The 23,262-nt window shown below is 70.6% G+C and carries 21 protein-coding genes and 2 pseudogenes; 10 read left to right on the forward strand and 13 right to left on the reverse strand.

Annotated features, from left to right (window positions below):
- The first annotated feature begins 35 nt into the window (after positions 1-35).
- The 3 genes from ACSU6L_RS34195 (at position 36) to ACSU6L_RS34205 (ending at position 3,496) form a co-directional block, all read left to right on the forward strand.
- Positions 36-1,415: an MBL fold metallo-hydrolase gene (locus ACSU6L_RS34195; protein WP_437063194.1), complete on the forward strand. Its 1,380-nt coding sequence runs from the start codon at positions 36-38 to the stop codon at positions 1,413-1,415.
- Positions 1,412-2,695 (forward strand): MFS transporter, encoded by a 1,284-nt coding sequence (locus tag ACSU6L_RS34200; RefSeq protein WP_437063195.1) that lies wholly within the window; start codon positions 1,412-1,414, stop codon positions 2,693-2,695. The genes ACSU6L_RS34195 and ACSU6L_RS34200 overlap by 4 nt, the downstream gene beginning before the upstream one ends.
- 294 nt (positions 2,696-2,989) lie before the next feature.
- Entirely contained in the window at positions 2,990-3,496 is a 507-nt protein-coding gene (locus ACSU6L_RS34205; RefSeq protein ID WP_437063197.1) for a suppressor of fused domain protein, read from the forward strand.
- A gap of 18 nt (positions 3,497-3,514) precedes the next feature.
- On the opposite strand, the gene ACSU6L_RS34210 is transcribed toward ACSU6L_RS34205, so the two are convergent.
- Positions 3,515-3,817 (reverse strand): hypothetical protein, encoded by a 303-nt coding sequence (locus ACSU6L_RS34210; RefSeq protein ID WP_437063199.1) that lies wholly within the window; start codon positions 3,815-3,817, stop codon positions 3,515-3,517.
- Positions 3,818-3,870: 53 nt separating this feature from the next.
- Between ACSU6L_RS34210 and ACSU6L_RS34215 the strand changes: the two are divergent.
- Positions 3,871-4,064, forward strand: a pseudogene (locus ACSU6L_RS34215) (DUF4158 domain-containing protein); the annotation flags it as partial.
- 492 nt (positions 4,065-4,556) lie between these two features.
- Positions 4,557-5,198 (forward strand): carbonic anhydrase, encoded by a 642-nt coding sequence (locus ACSU6L_RS34220; RefSeq protein ID WP_437063201.1) that lies wholly within the window; start codon positions 4,557-4,559, stop codon positions 5,196-5,198.
- Between the two features lie 512 nt (positions 5,199-5,710).
- Here the strand turns inward: ACSU6L_RS34220 and ACSU6L_RS34225 are convergent.
- Positions 5,711-6,688, reverse strand: coding sequence for an L-threonylcarbamoyladenylate synthase (locus tag ACSU6L_RS34225; protein ID WP_437063203.1), 978 nt, complete (start codon positions 6,686-6,688; stop codon positions 5,711-5,713).
- 406 nt (positions 6,689-7,094) lie between these two features.
- Here ACSU6L_RS34225 and ACSU6L_RS34230 point away from each other — a divergent pair, with 406 nt between their 5' ends.
- The 3 genes from ACSU6L_RS34230 to ACSU6L_RS34240 are packed head-to-tail and all read left to right on the forward strand — an operon-like array spanning position 7,095 to position 9,964.
- Complete coding sequence (locus tag ACSU6L_RS34230) at positions 7,095-8,168, forward strand: tyrosine-type recombinase/integrase (protein ID WP_437063205.1); 1,074 nt, start codon at positions 7,095-7,097, stop codon at positions 8,166-8,168.
- Positions 8,168-8,494: a helix-turn-helix domain-containing protein gene (locus ACSU6L_RS34235; protein WP_437063207.1), complete on the forward strand. Its 327-nt coding sequence runs from the start codon at positions 8,168-8,170 to the stop codon at positions 8,492-8,494. Before ACSU6L_RS34230 ends, ACSU6L_RS34235 begins: the two co-directional genes overlap by 1 nt.
- 30 nt (positions 8,495-8,524) lie before the next feature.
- Entirely contained in the window at positions 8,525-9,964 is a 1,440-nt protein-coding gene (locus ACSU6L_RS34240) for a hypothetical protein (RefSeq protein ID WP_437063209.1), read from the forward strand.
- 386 nt (positions 9,965-10,350) lie between these two features.
- On the opposite strand, the gene ACSU6L_RS34245 is transcribed toward ACSU6L_RS34240, so the two are convergent.
- The 3 genes and pseudogenes from ACSU6L_RS34245 to ACSU6L_RS34255 all read right to left on the reverse strand — a co-directional run.
- Positions 10,351-11,520: a hypothetical protein gene (locus tag ACSU6L_RS34245; RefSeq protein WP_437063211.1), complete on the reverse strand. Its 1,170-nt coding sequence runs from the start codon at positions 11,518-11,520 to the stop codon at positions 10,351-10,353.
- Between the two features lie 60 nt (positions 11,521-11,580).
- Positions 11,581-11,808 carry a hypothetical protein gene (locus ACSU6L_RS34250; protein WP_189807091.1) on the reverse strand — a complete coding sequence of 76 codons (228 nt, stop codon included), beginning with the start codon at positions 11,806-11,808 and terminating at the stop codon, positions 11,581-11,583.
- Positions 11,809-11,941: 133 nt separating this feature from the next.
- A pseudogene (locus ACSU6L_RS34255) lies at positions 11,942-12,396 on the reverse strand (HAD-IC family P-type ATPase); the annotation flags it as partial.
- Between the two features lie 323 nt (positions 12,397-12,719).
- On the opposite strand from ACSU6L_RS34255, the gene ACSU6L_RS34260 reads away from it, so the two are divergent.
- A complete protein-coding gene (locus ACSU6L_RS34260) occupies positions 12,720-13,001 on the forward strand; it encodes an SHOCT domain-containing protein (protein WP_437065143.1) in 282 nt (93 codons plus the stop codon).
- A 1,768-nt stretch (positions 13,002-14,769) separates the two neighbouring features.
- Here the strand turns inward: ACSU6L_RS34260 and ACSU6L_RS34265 are convergent.
- The 4 genes from ACSU6L_RS34265 to ACSU6L_RS34280 form a co-directional block, all read right to left on the reverse strand.
- Entirely contained in the window at positions 14,770-15,414 is a 645-nt protein-coding gene (locus ACSU6L_RS34265) for a DUF305 domain-containing protein (protein ID WP_437063213.1), read from the reverse strand.
- Between the two features lie 157 nt (positions 15,415-15,571).
- Positions 15,572-15,988, reverse strand: coding sequence for a DUF6153 family protein (locus tag ACSU6L_RS34270; RefSeq protein WP_437063215.1), 417 nt, complete (start codon positions 15,986-15,988; stop codon positions 15,572-15,574).
- A gap of 269 nt (positions 15,989-16,257) precedes the next feature.
- Positions 16,258-16,878: a CBS domain-containing protein gene (locus tag ACSU6L_RS34275; RefSeq protein WP_437063217.1), complete on the reverse strand. Its 621-nt coding sequence runs from the start codon at positions 16,876-16,878 to the stop codon at positions 16,258-16,260.
- 99 nt (positions 16,879-16,977) lie between these two features.
- Positions 16,978-17,847 carry a universal stress protein gene (locus tag ACSU6L_RS34280; protein ID WP_437063219.1) on the reverse strand — a complete coding sequence of 290 codons (870 nt, stop codon included), beginning with the start codon at positions 17,845-17,847 and terminating at the stop codon, positions 16,978-16,980.
- A 422-nt stretch (positions 17,848-18,269) separates the two neighbouring features.
- On the opposite strand from ACSU6L_RS34280, the gene ACSU6L_RS34285 reads away from it, so the two are divergent.
- A complete protein-coding gene (locus tag ACSU6L_RS34285; protein ID WP_437065145.1) occupies positions 18,270-18,845 on the forward strand; it encodes an OsmC family protein in 576 nt (191 codons plus the stop codon).
- Positions 18,846-18,922: 77 nt separating this feature from the next.
- Here the strand turns inward: ACSU6L_RS34285 and ACSU6L_RS34290 are convergent, their stop codons facing one another.
- The 4 genes from ACSU6L_RS34290 to ACSU6L_RS34305 all read right to left on the reverse strand — a co-directional run bounded on the left by ACSU6L_RS34290 (position 18,923) and on the right by ACSU6L_RS34305 (position 23,199).
- Positions 18,923-19,375: a universal stress protein gene (locus ACSU6L_RS34290; protein ID WP_437063221.1), complete on the reverse strand. Its 453-nt coding sequence runs from the start codon at positions 19,373-19,375 to the stop codon at positions 18,923-18,925.
- Between the two features lie 137 nt (positions 19,376-19,512).
- A complete protein-coding gene (locus tag ACSU6L_RS34295; RefSeq protein ID WP_437063223.1) occupies positions 19,513-20,574 on the reverse strand; it encodes an ABC transporter ATP-binding protein in 1,062 nt (353 codons plus the stop codon).
- A 1-nt stretch (position 20,575) separates the two neighbouring features.
- Positions 20,576-22,141 (reverse strand): ABC transporter permease, encoded by a 1,566-nt coding sequence (locus tag ACSU6L_RS34300; protein ID WP_437063225.1) that lies wholly within the window; start codon positions 22,139-22,141, stop codon positions 20,576-20,578.
- A gap of 2 nt (positions 22,142-22,143) precedes the next feature.
- Positions 22,144-23,199, reverse strand: coding sequence for an iron ABC transporter substrate-binding protein (locus tag ACSU6L_RS34305; RefSeq protein WP_437063227.1), 1,056 nt, complete (start codon positions 23,197-23,199; stop codon positions 22,144-22,146).
- Positions 23,200-23,262: the final 63 nt, after the last annotated feature.

Raw genomic sequence — 23,262 nt, forward strand, 5'->3', positions numbered from 1 at the left:
ACACGCCCCCCGTTCCCGAGATCTTGGAGGACGCCGTGGGCTTCGCGGACGATCACCTCATACCGCTGGTCGACAAAGGGCTGGGCAACAGCGCCTACCTGCTCGACCTCGGCGACGGACGCGCCCTGGCCATGGACGCCAGCCGCGACCTGCGCACCCTGCGGGCAGCAGCCGAGCGGCGCGGACTGCGCATCGCGTTCGCCGCGGACACGCATCTGCACGCCGACTTCCTCTCCGGCGCCGTCCAGCTCGGCCACGACACCGGCGCCACGATCCTCGCCTCCGCGGCCGGCCACCGCGCCTTCGACCACCAGCGCCTGGCCGACGGTGACGAGGTCGACCTCGGCGGGCTGACGCTGCGGGCGCTGACCACCCCCGGACACACCGACGAGCACCTGTCCTTCCTGCTGCTCGACGGCTCCCGGGAACTCGGGGTGTTCACCGGCGGCTCGCTGATCGTGAACTCCGCCGCCCGCACCGACCTCCTCGGCGCCGAGCGCACCGAGGAACTCGCCCGCGCCCAGTACCGCTCACTGAAACGGCTGACCGCGTTGCCGGACCAGACCGCGGTGTGGCCCACCCACGGCGCAGGATCCTTCTGCTCCGCCCCGCCCGGCACCGAGCGCACCACCACCATCGGCGCCCAGAAGCAGGCCAACCCGCTCCTTACCGCACCCGACGAGGACACCTTCGTGGCCCAGCTGATCGCGAGCCTGGGCACCTACCCCGCCTACTTCGACCGCCTCGGCGAGATCAACCGGCGCGGCCCGGCCGTGCTGACCGCAAACCCCGTGCTCCCGGCCTTGTCCGCACAGCAGGTGCGAGCCCTCATTGCTGACGGCGGCCACGTCGTCGACGTCCGCCCGGCCGCCGACTACGCCGCCGGCCACATCCCCGGCTCCCTGTCCATCCCGCTGCGCGACCAGTTCGCCACCTGGCTCGGCTGGCTCCTGCCCGACACCGCGCCCCTGGCCTTCGTCACCGCGGAGGACCAGGACCTGAGCGAAATCGTCTGGCAGGCATACAAGATCGGCTACGAGCGTCTCGCCGGCCACCTCCCGGGCGGCATGGACGCCTGGCTCGCCGACGGCAAACCCCAGGCCACCACCGCTTTCCTCGCCGCCGACCGCGCCGCGGGACGCCCCTACGTCGACGTCCGGCAGGAAGCCGAGTTCACCACCGGGCACGTCCCCGGCGCGCTGCACATCGAGCTCGGCGCCCTCAACGAGTCCGCGGCCGACGCCCCGACCGGACCGATCGTGGCGTGTGGGCACGGCGAGCGCGCCATGACCGCCGCCAGCCTCCTGGAGCGGGCCGGCCACACCGATGTCGCCGTCCTCGACGGCGGACCGGCCAACTACGCCGCCGCACAGGATCTGCGCCTCGTGCAGGGCGTGGAGGACACCCGCTCGTGAACGCCACCCCTCTGGCCACCACTGCGACCGACGCCTCCCGGCGGCCCGTACGGCTCGGCCTGCGAGAGAACTGGCTGCAGTTCACCCTGCTAGTGATCGTCAACGTCTGCGTCGGCGGCCTGGTCGGCCTGGAACGCACCACCGTCCCGCTGATCGGCTCCGAGATCTTCGACCTGACCAGCGACCTGGCCGTCTTCTCCTTCATCATCGCCTTCGGCCTCACCAAAGCGTTCACCAACCTCGCCGCCGGGGCGCTCAGCGCACGCTTCCGCCGCAAACAGCTTCTGGTGACGGGCTGGCTGCTCGGCATCCCCGTCCCCTTCGCCCTCGCCTGGGCGCCGTCCTGGGGCTGGATCGTCGCCGCCAACGTACTGCTCGGCCTGAACCAGGGCCTGACCTGGTCGATGACCGTCAACATGAAGATCGACCTCGTCGGCCCCTCCCGCCGAGGACTCGCCACCGGCCTGAACGAAGCCGCCGGCTACACCGCCGTCGGCGTCACCGCCCTGCTCACCGGCTACCTCGCCACGTCATACGGCCTGCGCCCCGTTCCCGAGCTCATCGGCGTTGTCTTCGTCGTCGCGGGCCTCGCCCTGGCCCTGGTCGTACGCGACACCGCCGCCCATGTCGCGCTCGAACTCGCGCACCACACCAAGCCCCTGGCCACTGACGAGGACACCGGCCTGAAGGCCATCTTCACCCGCACCTCCTGGCACAACCGCTCCCTACGCGGCGCCAGCCAGGCCGGACTGATCAACAACCTCAACGACGGCCTCACCTGGGGCGTCTTCCCCCTGCTCTTCACCGACCACGGCCTCGGCCTCGCCGCCGTCGGCCTCATCAAGGGCCTCTACCCCATCCTGTGGGGCATCGGGCAGATCCCCACCGGCCACCTCGCCGACCGCATCGGCCGCAAACCCCTCATCGTCTACGGCATGCTCGTCCAGGCCGCCGGCTTCGTCCTCGCCCTCGCCCTGCCCGAACGCCCCCTCCTCGCCGGAATCCTGTCCGCCATCGCGCTCGGCCTGGGCACCGCCATGGTCTACCCCGCCCTCATCGCATCCATCTCCGACCACGCCCACCCCGCCTGGCGGGCCAACGCCCTCGGGACATACCGGTTCTGGCGGGACATCGGCTACGCCGCCGGCGCCCTGGTCGCCGGCATCCTCGCCGACACCCTCGGCCTCAACGCCACCGTCATCGCCGCAGCCGTCCTCACCGCCGCCTCCGGGCTGTTGGCTGCTCGCTGGATCACCGAGCACCGGCTCGGCGCTCGTTGAGGGGCGCAGCGGCCAGAAGTGATGCCATCGCCCAGGTGGGGTCTTCGAAGCCGCAGACCCCACCCCCCGGCAGTGGTGGACAACGGACAAGACGAAACCCTGTCCATAACTTGATCTCGTGGGCTCGCATGTTGAGGTGTCGCGTAGTCGTAGCTGACGTCGGCAGCCTCATGACGCTGAGTGAGCTGTCAGGGTGGTCGATCGCGGTGGGATGATCGCGCGGTGAGTGATGCCAGGGTGTCGGCCGCGGAGGCCGTCGAGTCACATGTCGGGGCGTTCTTTGAAGGGCACTCCGTGGAGGTCGTCGACTGCGACCTCGGGCCGGAGCGGCGAGAGGTGGCGCCAGATCTGCGAGTTCTCGTTGTGGGACCCGGTCCCCGCAGCGACAGCTGGGCCTATGTGACCGCCGGGTGCTGGGCCGCGATGGAGAAGGACGGTCACGGCCTTGAGTTCGTCATGACCGCCCATGTCCGCGACCAGCGGTTCATCGAGCTCATGGCGGTGATCGCCTACTACCACTGCGGTGGACATCACCTCGACCTGGAGCACAGCATGCCGATCGGTGAACCGTGGGTGCCGGGGTCGGCCTGCGATCACCTGCTGATCAGCCTGCCCTATCTCCACGGACCAGACCTTGAACACTGTCCCGTTCCCGGGGGCCACGCCCGCATCCTGTGGACCCTGCCCGTAACCACAGCCGAGATCGAGTTCCGCAGGCGTCACGGGCACGAGGCGTTGGAGCAGCTCTTCGACGAGGCAGAGATCATCCCCACCGACCCTTTCAGGGCGTCGGTCGCCTGAGTTTCCGTCCTCCGTCGGTCACCGACTGTGGTCGCCAGGGGCGTATCGGCTCCAGGTTCCGCCAGCCTCGGTGACCAGCCGGGTGGCGGTCTTGTGGTGATAGCCGAGTGCCTTGGCGATGACGGGGGCCGGGGCCCGCAGGACGAGCTGGCGGATCGCGGAGGCACTGCCACGCTGCGGCGGGACGCCGATCTCACGCAGATGGACTTGGAGGCTGACCGGGTTCATCGGCTGTCCGGGCCGGCGGCCGGGGAAGAGCCAGTGGGAGCTTCTGCTGCTGGCGTAGGGCAGAAGCTGGCGGGACAGGATGTATGCCCGCATCAGGTCCGCAACGGGCTCGGGGAGCGGGGAAGACGGATCACCCAGCCGGACATGACCGGGAGCTGATCCGGAAACGGCGTGGGGATCACAACCGTCCGGGGTTTGCGCTTCAGATGTGCACGGTCCGCTATCTGGGGCTGTTTCTGGAGGACCGGCTGGATGTGCCGTGGCCGGTGTCGAGTACCTGGCTGAGCATCTGGGCGTGGAGGACGCCTCGTGCGTGAGGCGGTCCACCGAGCGGCGCCGGAGGACCGCGGCCCGGGACGGCCGTGGAAGCCGGGCCCGCCGCTGAAGCTGGCGTATGACATCAAGGAGGCCCCGTCCCCGACCAGGAGGTCATCCTCACTGTCCACGAGCTCAAGCGCCTCACGCGCAACGCCGCCGAGCTGATGACGCTGGCCGGCCGACTCCAGGCCGCCGGCGTGCAGCTCGAACTCCTCACCGGCCCGCTCAGGCCCGGAACAGCGGGGACGGCGAGTGATCCCGGGCGGTTCGCCCTCGTTCGGCCGACAGCGCGGGCGGCACCTGGCTCGTTGTGCGGATGTGGACGACGAACGGAGGGTCCTGGACCGGTCGCCGTACGGGGCGGGGCAGCACCGTCGGGCGCTGAGGTTCCGCACCGAGACCGCCCTCGCCCGGCGCCTGGGGGTGATGACAAGGCCGTCAGCGTGGCCCGCTCCGGCGACATCCGGCGGGACCAGGCTGTGCGACGACTGCTGCCCGCTCGTAGGCTGCCGACATGAGCGAGATCAAGAACCCGACGCCCCGCGACGCCTTCGAGCTGCTGCTGACCGGTAACCAGCGCTTCGTCTCAGGCACCCCCGAGCACCCGAACCAGGACGCCATCCGCCGCGCCGAGACCGCACCGTCGCAGCAGCCCTTCGCCGTGCTGTTCGGGTGTTCCGACTCCCGGCTGGCCGCCGAGATCATCTTCGACCGCGGCCTGGGCGACCTGTTCGTGGTGCGCACCGCCGGACACGTCATGGGCCCGGAGGTGCTGGGCAGCATCGAGTTCGGCGTGGAGGTGCTGGGCTGCCCGCTGGTCGTGATCCTCGGGCACGACTCGTGCGGCGCGGTCGGCGCGGCGTGCGCCGCGCTGGATGACGGCGTGACGCCGGCCGGGTATGTCCGGGACGTCGTCGAGCGGGTGACCCCCAGCGTGCTGGCCGCCCGGGCCGCCGGACGGGTGGAGCCGGAGGAGATCCTCGCCGAGCACGTGAGGCACACCGCGGACCTGCTGCTGGACCGCTCCCGGGTCCTCGCCGACAAGGTCGCCGCCGGCCAGACCGCCGTGGTGGGCCTGCGCTACTGCCTGGCCGACGGCAGTGCCCACCTCGTCGCCGCTCGCGGCCTCGACGCGGCTGTGCCCACGGCGTCCTGACCGCCGCGGCGCGGCCCCTCAGCGTGCTCTGCCGCGCTGTGCCTCCCGTCAGGGGACGGGAGGCACAGCGCGGGTCAGGGGTCCCAGGTCTCCGTAGAGGGCGGCGTGGAGTGCAGCCGCGAGTCCGCGGGCTCGGTCTTCGCTCCGCACGCCGTGCATCATGAAGTAGATCGGTCCTGCGTAGGCGTCCAGATCGACCTCACGGTCTTCGGCCAGACAGGTTATCGCGGCCCGGACCGCATCGTTCACGGCATCGTCGACAGCGGCCGGAGCCGGCAGTGGGCGTGTCCGCCTTCACCGTCCACCGCTGCCGTCTTTCGGATTCGATGGCGACGAACACAGCCTGCTGCGCCATGGCCGTCCGGTACACGTCGTGGAAGGCGTCGGTGCCGGTGGCGTCCGGAATGAGGTGGGCGGGGCAAGGAACGGGCAGCAGCTGCACGAGGGCATTGTGCACAAAGGAGCAGATCAATCGCGTCCGGCGACGCGAGAGGTGCCACCGGCGGTGCTGGTCACACCGTGGGCCGGGGCCCCGCCGCGCGGCGCAGCCGGTTGGCGATCGCCAGCCCCAGCCCCTCCTCCACCGGCAAGGAGGCGACGATGAGGTCGCACCCCCGCTGGTCGAGTTCGCGCAGGAAGCCGTACAGCTCGCGCGCGTAGCCGGCCAGGGACGCTGGAACATCCACCACGGCGTGCGCCTTCACCGGGGTGCCGGCGAGGGGCGGGGGAAGAAGGACGCCGACCTGGTGCCCCTGCTCCTGCGCGAGCCGCGCCTCGTCGACGACCTTCTCTGGCTGGACCAGGACGACCCGCGCAGACGGCGCGTAGTGCGACGGGTGCTGACCCGGCACCCGCACATGGCTCGTGGACGGGACCTCGATCGGATACCCCAGCACCGCTTCGAGGTCCTCGCGGGTCACTCCGCCGGGCCGGAGGATGGCCGGGGTCTCACCCATGACGTCGACGATGGTCGACTCGACGCCGACCCCGCAGGGACCGCCGTCCAGGACGAAGTCGACGGCATCCCCGAGCTCCGCCCGGACGTCGTCCGCAGTGGTGGGGCTCACCGAGCCGAAGCGATTGGCGGACGGGGCCGTGACACCGCCGCCGAAGGCCGACAGCAGCGCGAGGGCAACGGGGTGGTCGGGCACACGCACGGCCACCGTCTCCAGGCCACCCGTGGCTTCCAGGGGCACCCGCCGACCACGCCGCAGAACCAGCGTGAGCGGCCCCGGCCAGAAGTGCTCGGCCAGCAGACGCGCCGTCGCGGGCACGTCCTGGACCCAGTCGTCCAGGTGTTCCGCGCCGCCGATGTGGACGATCAGCGGGTGCGAGGGCGGACGTCCCTTGACCTGGAAGATGCGCGAGATGGCGGCGGGGTCCTCGGCGTTGGCGCCCAGTCCGTAGACGGTCTCGGTCGGGAGAGCCACCAGGCCGCCGGCACGCAGCACACCGGCTGCCTTCTCGATGTCACTGGTTCTTGCCGTCACCCTCGCAATCCTAGATGCGTCAAGGACCGGCGACGGTCTTGATCAATCTCACCGCTAACCACGGTTTCATTGATCCCCGGGGCTACTCAAGATCAACTGCTTGGCGCCAATGGCTGTTCCGTCGTTCCTACCGACGCCAATTGCATCGGATGCGAATAGACGACACCCAGCCTGGACATTGGCCATCGAGCGCACGGACCTGGTCTCAACAGGGACGCTGACCTCGGAACGAGGGTAACGGTCTCCTGGGCGGACAGCCGAAGGTCTCACTCCATCGAGCGATTGAACTGCGAAGACGCCCCCGGCTCGCATCTGATGCGAAATCCTCGCGTCAGATGCGATGGACGGAGAGTGATGGCGGATGGGTGGGGACGGTCTCGTTCCAGGCTCTGCTCGGCTGCACTTGGTGGACGGCCTGTCGTTGTTGCGGCCGGACGAGCAGGTCTTCGAGGCGATGATCAAGGGCTGGCGTAACCAGCAGCTCGCCCGAAATCTCTCGCTGGGGTACGTCAATGACCAGGAACGCACAGTCCGGGCCTTCACCCGGCACGCCGATGTGATGCCGTGGCAGTGGACGCCGCAGCACGTCGACGAATGGTCTGCCGATCTGCGGGCCGTGCACGGCTGCGTCCGCTCCACCCTCCGCAACTACCAGGGCTCCGTTCGCCAGTTCTGCGACTTCCTGACCAACCCGGCCTACGGCTGGAGCGACGAGTGTCTGCGGTACTTCGGCACTCACCCAGTCCAAGTGGTCTACGACTGGAACGCTGCGACGCACGCCGACGAAGCCGAGGGCGAGCCGGAACGAAGGGCGTTCACCAAGCCCGAGCTGGAGCAGTTCTTCGATCACGCAGACGAGGAGGTGCTGCGCGTTCGCGGCAAGGGCCGCAAGGGCTGGCTGCCGGCCTTCCGGGACGCCGCCCTGTTCAAGGTCGCGTACGCCTACGGTCTGCGCCGCAACGAGACCCGAATGCTGGATCTCACCGACTTCGGACGCAATCCGGAGGGCCGGGAGTTCGGCGAGTACGGCACCCTGCTGGTCCGCTACGGCAAGGCCAAGAAGGGCTCACCGCCCAAGCGCCGCAGCGTGCTGACCGTCTGGCACTGGACACCCCGCACAATCGAGGAATGGATCAGCGAGGTCCGGCCCGGGATGCGGCATTCGACCGGCCGGGCCCTCTGGCCGTCCGAACGTGGGCCGCGGGTCGGGGTCCAGCGGCTGGACTCCCGATTCGCCGCCTACCGGGACGCCGCCGGCCTGGACCCCGCCCTGGAGTTCCACTCACTGCGCAGGTCCTACATCACGCATCTGATCGAGGACGGCCATGACCCGTTGTTCGTCCAGCAGCAGGTCGGCCACGACCACGCCTCCACCACGGCGATCTACACGTGCGTCTCCTCCGACTTCCGCACCCGCTCCCTCCGACGCGTCCTGGACGCCACCATCGAGGCCGCTCTGCGGCCGGTAAGGACCTCCTGATGCCACGCCAGATCAGCTATCGGTGGCGCCTGCGCGAGCTGATGGCCGCCCGCGGCATGTTCACCGTCAGCGAGGTCATGCCGCACCTGGCCGAACGCGGCATCACGCTGTCCTCCTCCCAAGTCCACCGTCTGGTCTCCGGCACCCCGGAACGGCTGTCCCTGCCGGTGCTGGCCGCCCTCTGCGACATCCTCGGATGCACTCCCACCGACCTGATCACTACCTCGGCCCAGAATCTCCCGGCCCGCCGAGCCGCTGGCGAAGAGGCTCCGATCAACCTAGCCGCCCGGCGACCCACAAGGGTCCGACTGACGCCCGAGGGGTGAGTGGTGACTCCAGAGGAGTACGAGCGGTGGATGATCCGCGACTGCGCACGCTGCGGCCGTCGGGCCTCGAAGTCCGCCGAGTGGTCAGACGGACCGATCTGCCGGACCTGCTACGAACGGGCGATGCGAGTCCGCGGCCTCTGCCCCTGTTGCGACACCGATCGGCTGCTGCCGGGGCGAGACACCAGTGGCACACCGATCTGCCGGGACTGCGCGGGCATCGCCCGAGACTTCTTCTGTGATCGCTGCGGCTTCGAGGGACTCCTGCTCGCCGGACGTCTCTGCGAACGATGCACCCTCGCCGACACACTCGTCCGTCTCCTCGACGACGGCACTGGTCGTGTCGCCCCGGAGTTACTGCCTCTGGTCAAGGTCCTCCTGGCTATGGGCAGGCCCAAGAGCCGACTGATTTGGCTTCGCAACGCCAACGTCGTCCGTCTCCTCCGAGGCCTGGCCACTGGCAGCATCCCTCTCACCCACGAGGGGCTGCACCAGGAAACCCCCTGGCGGACTGTCACTCACCTGCGTGACCTGCTGATGGACACCGGCGTCCTCCCACGAGTTGACCGGCAGCTCATCCTCTACCAGCGGTGGCTGACCGAACGGATCGCCGTCATCGAGGAGCCCGAACACCGTCAGCTTCTCCGGCACTTCGCCACGTGGCACCAGATGAGGCGCCTGCGGGCCAAGGCGGAGAAGGGACCGCTGGGACGCTCCCAGACCAACCACACCAAGCAGGAGGTCACCCAGGCCGGTGCCTTCCTCGCTTGGCTCGCCGACCGAGGGCGCGCTATCGGACAGTGCCAGCAGGCCGACATTGACGCCTGGCACACCGAGAGCCTGGCCACCCGCCGTCCATCCCATTCATTCTTGCGGTGGTCCATGAAGACCGGCCGGATGCCCCGCCTTGCGCTGCCGCCCGCCGTCATCACCCAGGACCCGGAACCGCTGCACCAGCACCGCCGGCTTGCGATCCTCCGCCGGGTCCTCAACGACGACTCTTTGCCCCTGCGGGCCCGGATCGCCGCCGCGCTCATTCTCCTCTACGCTCAACCCGTCAGCCGTATCGTCCGCCTCACCATCGACGACGTCAGCGACGACGAAACCACCGTCACCGTTCGGCTGGGAGACCCGCCGTCCCCGCTGCCCGAGCCTGTCGCTGACCTTATGCGGGCCTACATCCAGTCCCGTCAGCACCTGCCCTACGCCAGCAGCAGGAGCTCGCAGTGGCTCTTCCCCGGCCGCCAGCCGGGACAGCCCATGAACCCGGTCAGCCTCCAAGTGCACCTGCGTGAGATCGGCGTTCCTCCGCAGCGCGGCAGGAGCTCGGCGATCCGCCAGCTCGTCCTTCAGGCCCCAGCCCCCGTCATCGCGAAGGCGCTCGGCTATCACGACAAGACCGCCACCCGCCTGGTCACCGAAGCCGGTGGGACCTGGAGCCGATACGCCCCAGGCGTCCACCAGCGGTGAAGCGCGGCTACTTACGCTGGGGCCACCGACCCCCGCTTGTCCTCAACGTGGACGACGTAAAGCTCGGTGCCGTCCCTGTGACGCCTGGAACGTCCGAACAGCCCGACAGCGATCTACGACTGATCCTGAGGCTCACCGGGGCCGACATAGGTAAGGACGTCGTTGTGATGCCCGGTGACGACCCATCCCTCCACGTCCTTGAGGTCGATCACCCCCAAGTCTCCTGCCGAAGATCCGGCATGCGCCGGGCCGAACCTCGGGGAGGTGGTCCACGTCCTCCGCGAGCAGCCCTCCGCGCGGGGCGGGCGCATCCAGTCGGGCAGTGCGGTCATGGCTTCGCCGTAGCGGTGCGTCGGGTCCGGAAGGCGGCGCGCGGCGGGGCTGTCCTACTCGGCCGGCAGACGGAGCATCGGTTCGAAGGCCGCGTCCTCCTCGCCCTCGACCGAAGGGAGGAAGCCGTCCGGGACGGTGCGGGCGGCCGTGGTGAGGAGGCGGGCCAGGACCTCGGGCTCGGTGGCCGGGGGGAGGCGGAGGGCGGCGAGGAGGCGGTCGCGGACCTCGGGGTGGTCCGGGTTGTCCTCAAGGTAGTCGGCGTTGAGCGCGGGGGGACGGAAGCCGGCCAGGGCGTCGTGCCAGGAGGGGAGGACGATGGCCAGGGTCAGGGCCTCGGCGAGGGACTCCGCGATGAGGGAAGCCTGGCCCTCGGAATCGGTGTAGAGGACGGGGCGGACGCGGTCGGAGCCGGCCGGGCCGCAGAGGTAGTGGGTGCCTCCCGCGTTGCAGCCGGCCACGGGCTCCACCGGGAGACCGGCCGGCAGGGCGATCGACTCGATGGGGTCGGTCCGCGTGAGGTCGAACTCGCCGTCGCAAGCGAGGTAGGCCTCGACCTCGGGGTCGGCGGCGATCCGGCGGAGCAGGGCCTCGTCGGAGAGGGCGGCCGGGTTGAGGCCGCGGGCGGCTTCGGGGGTCAGGGGGTGGCCCGCGAGGACGTGGCGGACGGTGTCGAGGGGGACGGGCCGCCCGTAGTCCTCCTCGAAGTGCGCCTGGACGGCCTCGGGGGAGCGGTCGGTGAGGAGGCGGAAGAGGTGCCCGGAGCCGTCCGGGTCCGGGCTGCCCGAGGGGAACTCGATGCCCGAGCCGGTGCGCCAGGCGCTGCCGCCGGTCTCCCACCACAGGCAGGCGGTGACCCGCGGGGCGCCGAGGCCCTCGTCGACGAAGGCCGGGTCGTCCAGGAGCGGGCGCAGCGCGGCGGGCACCTCGTCGATGACACCGGGCCAGACCTGTTCGTCGTCCGTGGCGTACGGGCTCATCTCCGACTCGTGGTCGAAGCCGCGGACGAGCACACCGGCCGGGGTGAAGAGGACGGAGAAGTCGTCACCCGAGCCGTTGTCCATCAGGGCCGCCTCCGTCCCAGGCCCCCAGGTGGTGGAGAAGGAGTAGCGGGAGAACCGCGGGTCGCGGCAGATCGCCTGGTCCAGCACGGCCAGCGCACGCAGGTACGCGCGGAGCTCGGCGGGGTCCGGGAGGAGGGCGGCGGTCGTGTGCACGGTGTCCATGGGCTCATGTAAGCAGCCGGCACTGACATCCAGGGCGGCGGTTCGGTCACACCTGCTCTCTCACACAGGGAACGAAAAGCCCAGCTCACGCAGGCGGGGCAAGCACACTGCGAGGCATTGCTCCACAGACGCGGCATCGGTTCGCACAAGGACGTCCTCGCGCAACGGCGCTCCACTGGCGACGAAGGTCCAAGGCTTGCCCCTCTCTGCCATCCGCTCAGCGTCGGCCTTGAACAGCACCGTTACGCCCTGTTCAGCCAGTGCTTCCATAATCGCGACGACGTCCACCGGCACTCTCCCCTCCCGAAGCGCTTCGAACGCGCCTTCGGACGAACATACTCACTCTGGGCCGGACCCTGGACACCGCCCGCATGACCCAAAGTGACCGATCGGGGCGCTCTGAGCTGGAATACGCGGCACCTCAACATGCGAGCTCACCAGTCCCGAGGCCGGAGTCTGCCGCGGTCTCCACCGTCGGCCGTACGTCCGTGACGTCGGCGTCCGGCAGCGGTGCCGGATGCCAGCGGCGGAGCCGGGAGGCGTTGGTGACGACGGACAGGGAGGACAGGGCCATGGCCGCGGCGGCGATGATCGGGCTGAGGCGGATGCCCCACAGGGGGTAGCGGGCGCCGGCGGCGGCCGGGATGCCGACGGCGGTTGTATGGCGACATCGGTGCCGGTGCCGGTGCCGATCGCGAGCCCCACGTCGGCCTGGGCCAGGGCGGGCGCGTCGTTGATGCCGTCGCCGACCATGCCGACGGTCCGGCCCTCGCCCTGAAGACGGCGGACCTCGTCGGCCTTGTGCTCCGGCAGCACCTCGGCCGAGACCCGGCGTACACCGACCCGTTCGGCGATCGCGGCGGCGGTACGGGCGCTGCTCGCCGGTGAGGATGATTCCATCCGAGCGGCGCGGGCGCGGCGCGGACCGAAGAAGAACCAGCCCAGCGCGGCGACGAGTACGACGGCCAGGGCGACGACGACGATGTCGGCGGTTTCCATGACAGGCCTTCTCTCCGTCCGGCTGCCTCCGGACTCCACCGGATGCCCCCACTGAGTCAGGGCCCAACGGCCCGGCCGTATTGGCCTCATCGGCCCAAGACGGGCCGCTGGGCACGGTCGACCGTGAAGGTGAGGTCATCGGGAGGACGCAGGCGCCAGCCCCGTCTCCCGCCGGCCCATGAGGAAGCGGGGTGGCCGAGATGTTCTGGTACGACCATGATCTCAGCGGTTGGGGCTGGTTCGCCATGTCGGCCAGCATGATCGTCTTCTGGGCTCTGATCATCAGCCTCGGTGTTCTGCTCTTCCGTGCCCTGGCCCGAGCGGGCGACACCAAGACGCCGACCGGCACCCGGGGCGCAGACCCTGAGAAACTGCTCGCCGAGCGCTTCGCCCGCGGCGAGATCGACGAGGAGGAATACGACCGTCGTCTGACCGTCCTGCGCGGATGCGCCGGCGACCGCGCCCGGCTCACCAAGAGCTGACGGCGCAACCACCCGTCGGGCGACGCTTCGAGCAGGGCCACGCTGAACACCGACCAGCGCAACTACGGGCTGTACGCCGTCGCGGCGGCGATCGCCGTGGTCGGTGCCCTGGCCAGGCCATGGACGTGCCGGTGGCCACACTTCGATCCAAGAGCGGTCCGCCGGCCAAGCACGACCGTCCGCAGCTGCGGAGCTGACGACTGGCCCGGCAGTGCTGCCCGCGCTACTGCCCGGCCTGCTCCTCGTGGGCCTCGAAGTCGTTCACACGCTCGCCCACGCCGACGCCCATGACGGACTCACCGGCACACGACCGCCCTCGGCATCCAGCGCGCCATGTGCGTCGTACCTCGTACGTCCGTACAGACGCGAGCGCGCCTCGCCTTGACCGGACCGTGCCGAAAGGTGTCACAGTTGCCGTGTCCCAGCATCACTTCGCCGCAGCCCGCCGGGCGCCGGCATCGCAGTACGTCCCCCGCCGACGCGCCCCTCTCGCCCAGCCGCGCCGGACGGCCCGCGCCTGTCGGATCGAAGCGACACCGGTCCCCCCGCGCAGCACGGAACGAGCGCCCGACGGCAGGACCGGTGGCCGCCGCGGACAGCGCCGGGCACCCAAGCGCACCCCGCTGCTCGGTGACTACCTGGGCTATGCCGCGGCCTTTGTCGGCGCGGGTCTGATCGGCGCGATCGTCACCATCCACTCGACCAGGCCTGCCACACCCTCATCGCCGTCGCAGGGGTGGCCGTCTTCGCCTGCGCCACGCTCCTCAAGGAGTTCGTCCGCACAGCAACCGCCCCAGCGCCGCGAAGTTCGGCGGGGTGGTGGCCGCCTCCCCAGCCCGCTGCTGAACCGGTACCGGAGATGACCGCCCCGGACGACCACCGGCACGAACCCAGCCGCTCCCGGAGCCCGGCCGAGGAGCCGGCGGCCGTCTCCACCCCGGCTGCCGAGAATCACGGCGAAGCGGGACACCGCCACTGACGGTGGGCGGCGCGCTCAGTGTCCTTCGGCGGAGGACACGGGCAGGCGCTCGGTGAACGTCCTGCCGCCGTCGCGGGACTCGTACACCCCGTTCCGCGTGGCGGCCAGGACGTGCCGTGCGTCGACGGCGGTCAGCGCTTGGGGCTGCCCGCCCGGAACGGTGCCGGTCTGCTGTCAGGAGGCGCCGCCATCTGTGCTCTGGTGCAGGCCGCCGCTGAGGTCGACGCCGTACAGGGCGTCGGCCGTGTGCCATGACAGGAAGGCGAGTACCTGACCGGAGCCGGTGCCGAAGGTCCGTCCTCCGTCGGTGCTCCTGGCGACGCCGTCCTCCGTAGTCGCGAGCAGGACGTCGCGGTCCTTCGGACTGACGGCGATGTCCGGGGCACCAAACTCGGCGCGGCTGTCGGAAGGTCTTCCGGCCGATGACGGTGAGGCCCATGTAGTCGGCCTTGTCGCCGACGCGCTCGGCAGTGCCGTCCTCGGCCACTGCGAGCACGCCTTCGTGGGTGGCGACGTACAGGCGTTCGTCGGACGGGTCGATGCCCGGGCCGTGGACGTGGCTGACGGCGTGGCCGCCCGAGCTGTCGGCCGATGCCGTGCCGGACGCGATGCATCAGTCGTGGAGAAGCACGCAGCCGGGACGGCGGCGAGAGGGGCCGCGGTGACGACTGCGGCCGCGCGGAAACGAATTGTCCTTGGGGAGGTCTTTCGGCAGACGTGAGAAGGAGCGGGGAGCGGAGAGCGGGCGACGGAGCAGGGAACCCCACCCCGTCTCCCGCCGTGGAACCGTCAGCTCTTGCCGAGGAGCTGGTTCATCTCCTCGATCTCGGCGGTCTGCGCGGTGATGATGTCGTCGGCCAGCTTCTTGGCCGGCCCGTACCGACCCTTGTCCTGTTCGGTGGCGGCCATCTGGACGGCGCCCTCGTGGTGCTCGACCATCATGGTCAGGAACATGGTGTCGAAGTTCGTACCGGACGCTTCCATAAGCTTGTCCATGTCCTTGGCGTCCATCATTCCGGGCATGTCGGAGGAGTCGTCGCTGCCGTGCCCGCCATGGTCCATGCCGGGCATGCCGGAGGGCACGTTTTCACCCCACGCCTCCAGCCACCCGGACATGGTCTCGATCTCCGGGTCCTGAGCCTTCTCGATCCGGGAGGCGAGGTCCTTGACCTCGGCGGAGGACGCCTGGCTCTTGGCCATCTGCGCCATCTGCAGGGCCTGCTGGTGGTGCGGGATCATCCCCTGCGCGAAGTCGACGTCCTGGTCGTTGTGGGCACCGGCGGTGTCCTCGGCGCTCGCCGGGGCGGACGTCCGCGTACCGGAGCCGTTGTCGGAGGAGCCGCCGTCGCTGCCGCAGGCGGCGAGGACGAGGGCGGCGGTCGCGGCCGTCACGCCCAGGGCGGCACGGCGGACGAGGGAACGGGTGCTGGTCATGGGATGTACTCCTGCGCTGTACGAAGGTGGCGCGCCGGTCGGCGCGGGAAATGGCTGAGCGCCGTATCCGCCCTCGACGACGGGGCGGGCACGGCTAGGGGTGTCTCGTCGATCAGGCCGGGCTCGCCTGATCGACGAGACACCCCTAGGCCTTGTCCTAGATCCGCAGGAGTTGCAGTTCGGCCAGGGTGGGCGGGGCACGCCCGCCGTCGGGCGTGGCGGCGAGGGCGCCGGGCAGGTGGTCGGTGGGTGAGGCCGCGCCGAGTGGGTCGGGCATCAGCATGGGCACAACCGGTCCCGCGCCGATCGCACCGGACGCACAGGTGGCATCGGCGTGCCGGGTGTGCCCGCCGCTGCCGTCGCCGTGACAGACGAACTCGTCGCCGGCCGTCTCCCTACCCGCGTGTGCTGTGGCGCTGGGGGAGTGATGCGACGAGTGGTCGCCTGCCGAGACTGCGTCGGCAGGCCCGAGAGCGTGCATTCCGAGAAGCCCGGCGAGCAGCCCGAGCAACAGCAGCGCCCGCCACTGCCCCAGGGGCGAGCACGAACGGCGGAGCTGTGTACGGGCGGTCACGTCCCTCATGCTACGAAGACGACTCCGCCGCAGGCGGGCCGGGAGGGGCAGAAGACGGAACCGAGGCGCGCCGCAGATGGTCGGGACCGGGCAGTCCGGCCGGACTCTGCGGCGTGCTGCGCTCCCGTGGATGTGCTGTGGGCTCCGGCTGGCGGGCGCGTGGGACGGCGGCGACCGACGAGCAGCGTACTCACCAGCGTGACGCGGCCCTTGCATGCAACCCGTCTAGCAGGTTCCGGGCGAGCACAGGGGCGCGGCACTCGTCAGGGTCACCGATGCGTCAGATCCAGCCGGACGTCCACGACGCCCTCGACTGCGCGAACTGCCCGAGCGATCAGTGTCACCAGCGCGCGTTCGGGGAGGAGCCCGCCGATCGTGACCACGCCGTCGGTGACCGACACCGTGAGGGTGTCGCCGTAGGGCAGCACGCTCAGCACACTGTGCCGGATCTCCTCGGCGATCTCGTCGTCGGAGCGCAGGAACACCTTCAGCAGGTCGCTTCGACTGACCACGCCCTGCAACAATCCGACGCCGTCCACGACCGGCAGCCGCTTGACGTGGCGGCGGGCCATGATGCGGGCGGCCTCGGCGACGGTGGCGTCGGCGTGCACGGTCACGGCCGGGGAGCTCATCAGCCCGCCCGCAGTCAGCGCGCTCGCCTTGGCCCGCTCGGTGAGAGCGCCTTCGTCGGTGTCGCGGAACTCCTCCTTGGGCAGCAGGTCGGCCTCGGAGACCACTCCGACGACCCGGCCCTCACCGGCCAGCACCGGCAGGGCGCTGACCTTCCACTGGTCGAGCAGTTCGACGACGTCCTTGAAGGGTGCCTCCTCACCGACGGCGACGACGGTGTGCGTCATGACGTCGCTCACGGTGTACGGGGATTCAGTCATGGTGACCTCCCGAGGTGCGGACGACTCTCCGGTTGAGGAAACGGGTGGAACAAACCGACGACCAAGTCCCGCGACGCTACGCAGGTTGCCCAGACCGGCTCATCCCCGGACGACTGCCACGGGGCTCGAGGCGTGATGGAGCACGGCCTGGCTGACCGACCCGAGCAGCAGGCCGCCGAAGCCGCCACGGCCGCGCGAGCCCACGACGGTGAGCCGGGCCGAGCGGCTGGCCTCGATCAGTGCCGGCCGGGTCGGTCCGTGCACCGTGCGGTGCTCCACCTTCACATCCGGATACCGCTCCCTGATGCCCGCGAGTGCCTCGGTCAGCAGGCGCTCCTCGGCGGCGGCGAGCGACCCGGGCGGGTTGGAGTACGGCTCGTCGGGGTCGTGCGGAGGGGGCATCGGGGCGTTCCAGTTGGTCCACGCGTGCAGGGCGACGACTCGGGCGCCCCGCGCGGCGGCTGCCTCCATGGCGAACCGGACGGCCGCCGCGCCGGCGGGGGAGCCGTCGACCCCGAGCAGGATCGGCCCCGACGGCTCCGTCGGCTCCCGTACGACGAGGACGGGACACCGACCGTGCGCCGCGAGCCCGATCGCGGTCGAGCCGAGCAGCAGGCTCTTGAACCCGCCGAGGCCCCTGCTGCCCACCACGACCAGCTGCGACGACCGGGACTGTTCCTCCAGCACGGTCAGAGGGTCACCGGGCAGGACCAGCGCCGAGATGCCGATGTCCGGTGCGATCGACCGCACCCCGGCCGCTGCGTCGTCCACCAGTTTTTTCGCTTCCTCGCGGAGCCGGTCCATGGCGGTCCTCGCCAGCACGGGATCGAACGCCACCGTGGCCGGCTGGCGCAGCGCGTGCACCACCCGCAGGCCGGCGCCGCGGTACTCGGCCTCACGAGCCGCCCAGGCGACGGCGTCGAGGCTGTGCACGGAGCCGTCGACTCCTACGGTCACCAACCCGCTCATCGCTCCTCCTTCCGTCCCGAGGGCCCCGAACCGGCCGGCGGCCTGTGTCCCGCAGGTCCCCGTACCACCAGGATCGGCAACACACCCACCCGAGCGCGAGGGCCGAACGGTCCCGTCGCCGTGACGGCCGGCACTCAGTCGGCGCGCGAGCGGCATCATCACGCCGGCCGGCCGATGGGCTCCGCACACCGAAGGCAGGGCCCGAGCTCCAGCGGCCGGTTTCCGCCGACGGGACCTTCGGACCTCGTCAGGGACTGTTCGGCTCCAGACGACACTGGTGGGACGGCGGTTGACTGGAAGGTGACCGGCCGTCGCGGCGGAGTCAGCCGACAGGAGCCGAGATGAAGATCGAAACGAGTTGTGGACGCACGATCAACGTCACCCGCTTTGCGCCCCGAGGACTGCCGTCCGCATTGGGACGCGTGGTTGTGGACACCTCCTGCGCGCCCCACGACGAGGGGGAGCTGTGGGCCTCGCTCACAGCCGAGGAGGCCCGTCGCCTCGCCGGGCTGCTGCTGTTGCAGGCCGCCGCGGTGGATCCGGAACCCGCTGTCCCGCCCGGCGCGGCCGAGGTGGTGCCCGTCGTGGGCGACGCCTACGAGATCCGGGTGCGCGGGCACGTGGTGACGGTCGACCAGCCGCTGTCCGACGGCGGGAAGGACAGCGGGCCCACGCCCGTGGAACTGTTCGTGGCGGCCATCGCCTCCTGCGCGGCCCACTACGCCGGACGTTTCCTCGACCGTCACGGCGTCGACCGGGGCGGCCTGTCCGTCCGCGCGGAGTACCGCATGGCCGACGAACGGCCCGCCCGTGTCGCAACCCTCTCCCTGACTCTGCTGGCGCCGGCCCTGCCGCCGCAGCGGCTCGCCGCGATGCGCGCGGTGGTCTCCCACTGCACGGTGACGAACACACTGGCCCAGGCCCCGGAGGTGAGCCTGGAGGTCCGGTGCGCCACTGCCGACGAGGCCGCCCGGCAACGGGAGACGAGCCCGGGCTGAATGCCCGGCGCACGAACCCTCCCGGCCGGAGGCGAACCACGCGGCGTTCGAGTGAGCGCCGAGGCACGAGAAGAGGTTCAGCGGGCGGAGTGCTGCTCCGGAGGGACGACAACCACCGGGCAGGCGGCGTGCTGGGCGCAGCGCTGGCTGACAGACCCGAGCATCGCCCTGGCGAAGCCGCCCCGGCCCCGGCGGCCCAGGACAAGGATTTCGGCAGCCTCCGAGGCCTGGATCAAAGCCTCGGACGGGTCACCCTCGACGAGATGCGCCTTCACACGCTCCGGACGCTCGCCGGGGAAGACCGCGCTCAACTCGTCGGCGAAGACCGACCGCGCTTGCTCGAGGTCGAAGTCGGGATCGATCGCCGGTCCGCTCCAGCCCCTGGCGGACGGCGTGTCCCAGACGTGGATCGCCTCCACGATGCCACCCACGGTCTGGGCGTACAGGTCGGCCCACCGCAGGGCGGCGTGGGACGCGGGGGAGCCGTCCACGCCCACGACCACCCGTGGTACCGGTTCGGAAGATTGCATGGTCACCTCACTCAGGAGCTGCTCTGCGCACTTCCCACGCTGCCGGGACCCGCGCCGTCGCGCCAGCCGAGAAGGGTGTCCGGCGGCGAGGTGGGCGCGGAGGTGCGCCACCGGCCCGGACGAGTGTTCGGAGTCGATCACTGCGGGGTCCTGGGCGGGACCGGGAAGGTCCGGGCGGCGCCGTGTACACGCAGGCCGACTTCGCCACCGATGACGTGAGGGAGCGAGGCCGGGTCGAAGATTCGGGCGAGCACCGGGGTCCCGTCCGTCAGCCGCAGGGTGAGCAGGGCATCGTGTCCCTGGAAGTCACGGCGTACGACGGTCGCCTTGACCGCTGCCGGGGCGATGGGCGCGACGACCTCGATCTGCTCGGGCCGCAGCAGCACCCGCCCCGCGGTCGTCGGCGGACAGTGGCCGGTGGTGACGACCGGCACCGGACCGAGCGGTGTGTGGGCCCGGTCGCCGGTCATCTCGGCGGGCAGCCACACGGCTTCGCCGACGAAGCCGGCCACCCACGGGTCGGCAGGGGCGCTGTAGACCAGGTCCGGTGGTCCGCTCTGCACGATCCGGCCGTCGTGCATGACGGCGACCTCGTCGGCGATCGACAGGGCCTCGGCCTGGTCGTGGGTGACGAGGACGGCTGTCGCGCCGTCGGCGCGCAGAGCGCTGCGCACGTCCTGGCGCACGTCTGCGCGAAGACCGGCGTCCAGAGCGCTGAACGGCTCGTCCAGCAGGACGACCGGGGGGTGCGGGGCTAGGGCCCGGGCGACGGCGACGCGTTGCTGCTGGCCGCCGGAGAGCTGGTGCGGCATCCGGTTCTCGAATCCGGACAGGCCCACCATCGCCAGCACGGCTTCGGTGCGTCCGTTCCGTCGGTTGTGCCGGTCGAGCCCGTAGGCGATGTTGCCACGCACCGTGAGGTGCGGGAAGAGGCCGCCTTCCTGCGGGACCACCGCGATCTTCCGCCGCTCCGGCGGCACTGTACGGCCGGGGTCGGCCATCCGGTGGCCGTCGAGCCGGATCTCCCCGGCGTCCACGGTTTCGAATCCGGCAATACAGCGCAGCAGCGTGGTCTTGCCGCTGCCGGAGGGGCCGAGGACCGCTGTGAGCGTGCCGGAACGGACCTTCAGATCCACTCCGCACAGGGCTCGTACGCCGCCGAAGGATTTGTGCACCGCGGTGATGTCCAGCTCGGCCATGTCAGCTTCCTCCTCCGGTGGCGAGGACTCCGGTACGAGCCGACAGCCACCAGGTCGGCAGCGCGGCCAGGATCACGAGCAGCGCGGCGTAGGGCGCGGCGGCCGCGTAGGCGGAGACCGAGGTCTGGCTCCACAGCTCGGTGGCGAGCGTGTCCATCCCCGTCGGCCGCAGCAGCAGGGTCGCGGGCAGCTCCTTCATGCAGGTGAGGAAGACCAGAACCGCTCCGGCCCCGATACCAGGTGCTGCCAGCGGCACAGTGACCGTGCGGAGTACGTGGAATCTGCGACGGCCGAGCGAGCGGGCCACCTCTTCCAACGCCGGCGGGGCTTGCAGCGCGGCGCTGCCGACTGCTGCGACTGCCAGTGGGAGGAACAGCGCCGCGTAGGCGAGCGCGAGCAGCCACACGCTCTGGTAGAGCGGGTAGGCGACGCTGATGCCGAAGAAGACCAGCGCGAGGCCGATGACCAGACCGGGCAGCGCGTGCGAGAGGTAGGCCAGGCGGTCCAGGACGGCGGCGAGGGGGCTGGGGGCGCGGGCGCCCAGCAGTCCCAGAGGCAGGGCGAGCAGCATGGTCAGGCCAGCACCGGCGGCGGAGACGCTGAGGGAGTTCCCCGCCGCCGTGGCAAGGCCGGTCAGTGAACCGGGCCGGGACACGCCCTCGCCGAACCATCGCGCGAGACTCGCCGCCGGGACGCCGAGGGCCACGGCTCCGGTGCCGAGGAGACCTGATGCCGCAAGCCACCGGTGGCGGCCCAGGCGCAGCCGTGTCGGTGGGCGGCCCGCGCCACCGAGCCTGGCGTAGCGGGCGGCACTCCGTCGGGTCAGTTGCTCGCCCGAGACGATGAACACGGTCAGCATGACCAGTACGGTGGCCAGCACCAGCGCGCCGGTGCGGTCGAAGCCGAGGCGGATGGAGGTGAAGACGGCCCGAGTGAGGACATTCGCCCGTAGGACGGAGACCGCGCCGAAGTCGGAGAGCGCATAGAGCGCTACCAGGAGCGCCCCGGCCCCCGCTGAGGGCCGGATCTGGCGCAGCGTCACGGTCATGAAGGTGCTCCACGGGCCGCTCCCCAGTGACCGGGCCACTTCCTCCTGCGCCGGGTCGGCACTCGTCAGCGCCGCGGCGACGGGGAGGAAGACGTACGGGTACGACACCAGCGTCAGGACCAGCGCGGCAGCCCAGAAGCCCTCGAACCCGTCCACCGTGGAGACCCAGGCGAAGGCCGCCAGGTAGCTGGGCACCGCCAGCGGCAGCGCGGCGAGCACTCCGAACAGCCGACGGGCCGGGAGGTCGGTGCGCGTGACGAGGAACGCCGACCCCACGCCGAGCGCCGTACTCGCCGCCGTCACCGACCCCGCCAGCGCGACGCTCCGGGCTGTCAGCCGCCCGGTCCGGGCCGTGAACACCTCTTCGCTGATGCGGGCCCAGCCCACGTCACCGACCCGGACACCCAGATAGACCAGGGGGATCAGTGCCACACCGACGCCCAGCGTCGCGGCAGCCGCCAGTACCGGGCGCGGCAGCATCCTCCGTACCCCGCGGCGTACGACGGCCTCCGACGCCATGGTCAGGCCAGCCCTGATTCCTTGATCATGTTGATCGTGGCCTGGAGGTCGTCCAGGTCGTCCAGGTCGATGTCCGGAGTCTTCAGCGAAGACAGCTTCGGCAGGCCGGGTGCACTGGCCACATCGGCCACCAGCGGATACTCGTACGTCTCCCGGGCGAAGTAGGTCTGCGCCGGCTTGCTCAGCAGGAAGTCGACGAACGCCTGCGCGTCGGGGTCTTCGCCGGAACCCTTCAGCACGCCGACGCCGGAGACGTTGACGAGGGCGCCGATGTCGCCGTTCGGGAAGAAGTGGTTCTTCGCCTTGAGCGTGTCGACGGTGGTGCCCTCCTCCTTTGCCAGCTCGTACACGTAGTAGTGGTTGACCAGTCCCGTGGCGAGCTCCCCGTTGTCGACGTCTGTGACGATGTGCCCGTTGCCTTCCCTGATCTGCGCGTCGTTGGCCTTCAGCCCGTCCAGGAACTCCCGGGTCCGCTCCTCGCCGTGCTCGACGCGCATGGCGGTGACGAACGACTGGAACGAGCCGTTGGTCGGCGCGACCCCCACCTTCCCCTTCCACCGCGGCCGGGTCAGGTCGAACACCGAGTCCGGCAGATCCTTCTCGGCGACCTGGTCGACGTTGTAGACCATGGTGCGCGAGCGGCCGGTCACCCCGACCCACTTCCCGCCCTCGCCCCGGTAAGCGCTGGGCACCTTGTCCACCACGTCATCCGGCAGCCCGGCGAACAGATCGTGCCCGGCGACCGCCCCCAGAGCCCCGGAATCCTGCGCGAGGAATACGTCCGCCGGCGTCCGACCGCCCTCCTCCTGCAGCTGCGCCGCCATGGCCGCCGTCTCGCCGTAACGCACGTCGACCGCGACGCCACTGGCCTCCTGGAAGTCGTCCAGCACCGGCTTGACCAGGGATTCGCTGCGGCCGCTGTAGACCGTGATCCTTTTGTCGGAGGACGGCTCGGCAGGTTCCGCTCCTCCGCTCTCGCCACCACACGCCGCAAGGCCTGGGATCAGCAGACTGCCGATGGCGACCGAGGTGACAACTCTTCGGCGGGTTGTGCGCATGTGTCCACTCCTCGCGCAGGCCCCTCGACTTAGGTAAGGCTAACTTAATACTCTTTCGGCTGA

This window comes from Streptomyces sp. enrichment culture, assembly GCF_964272855.1.
In the GTDB taxonomy this organism is placed as follows: Bacteria; Actinomycetota; Actinomycetes; order Streptomycetales; family Streptomycetaceae; genus Streptomyces.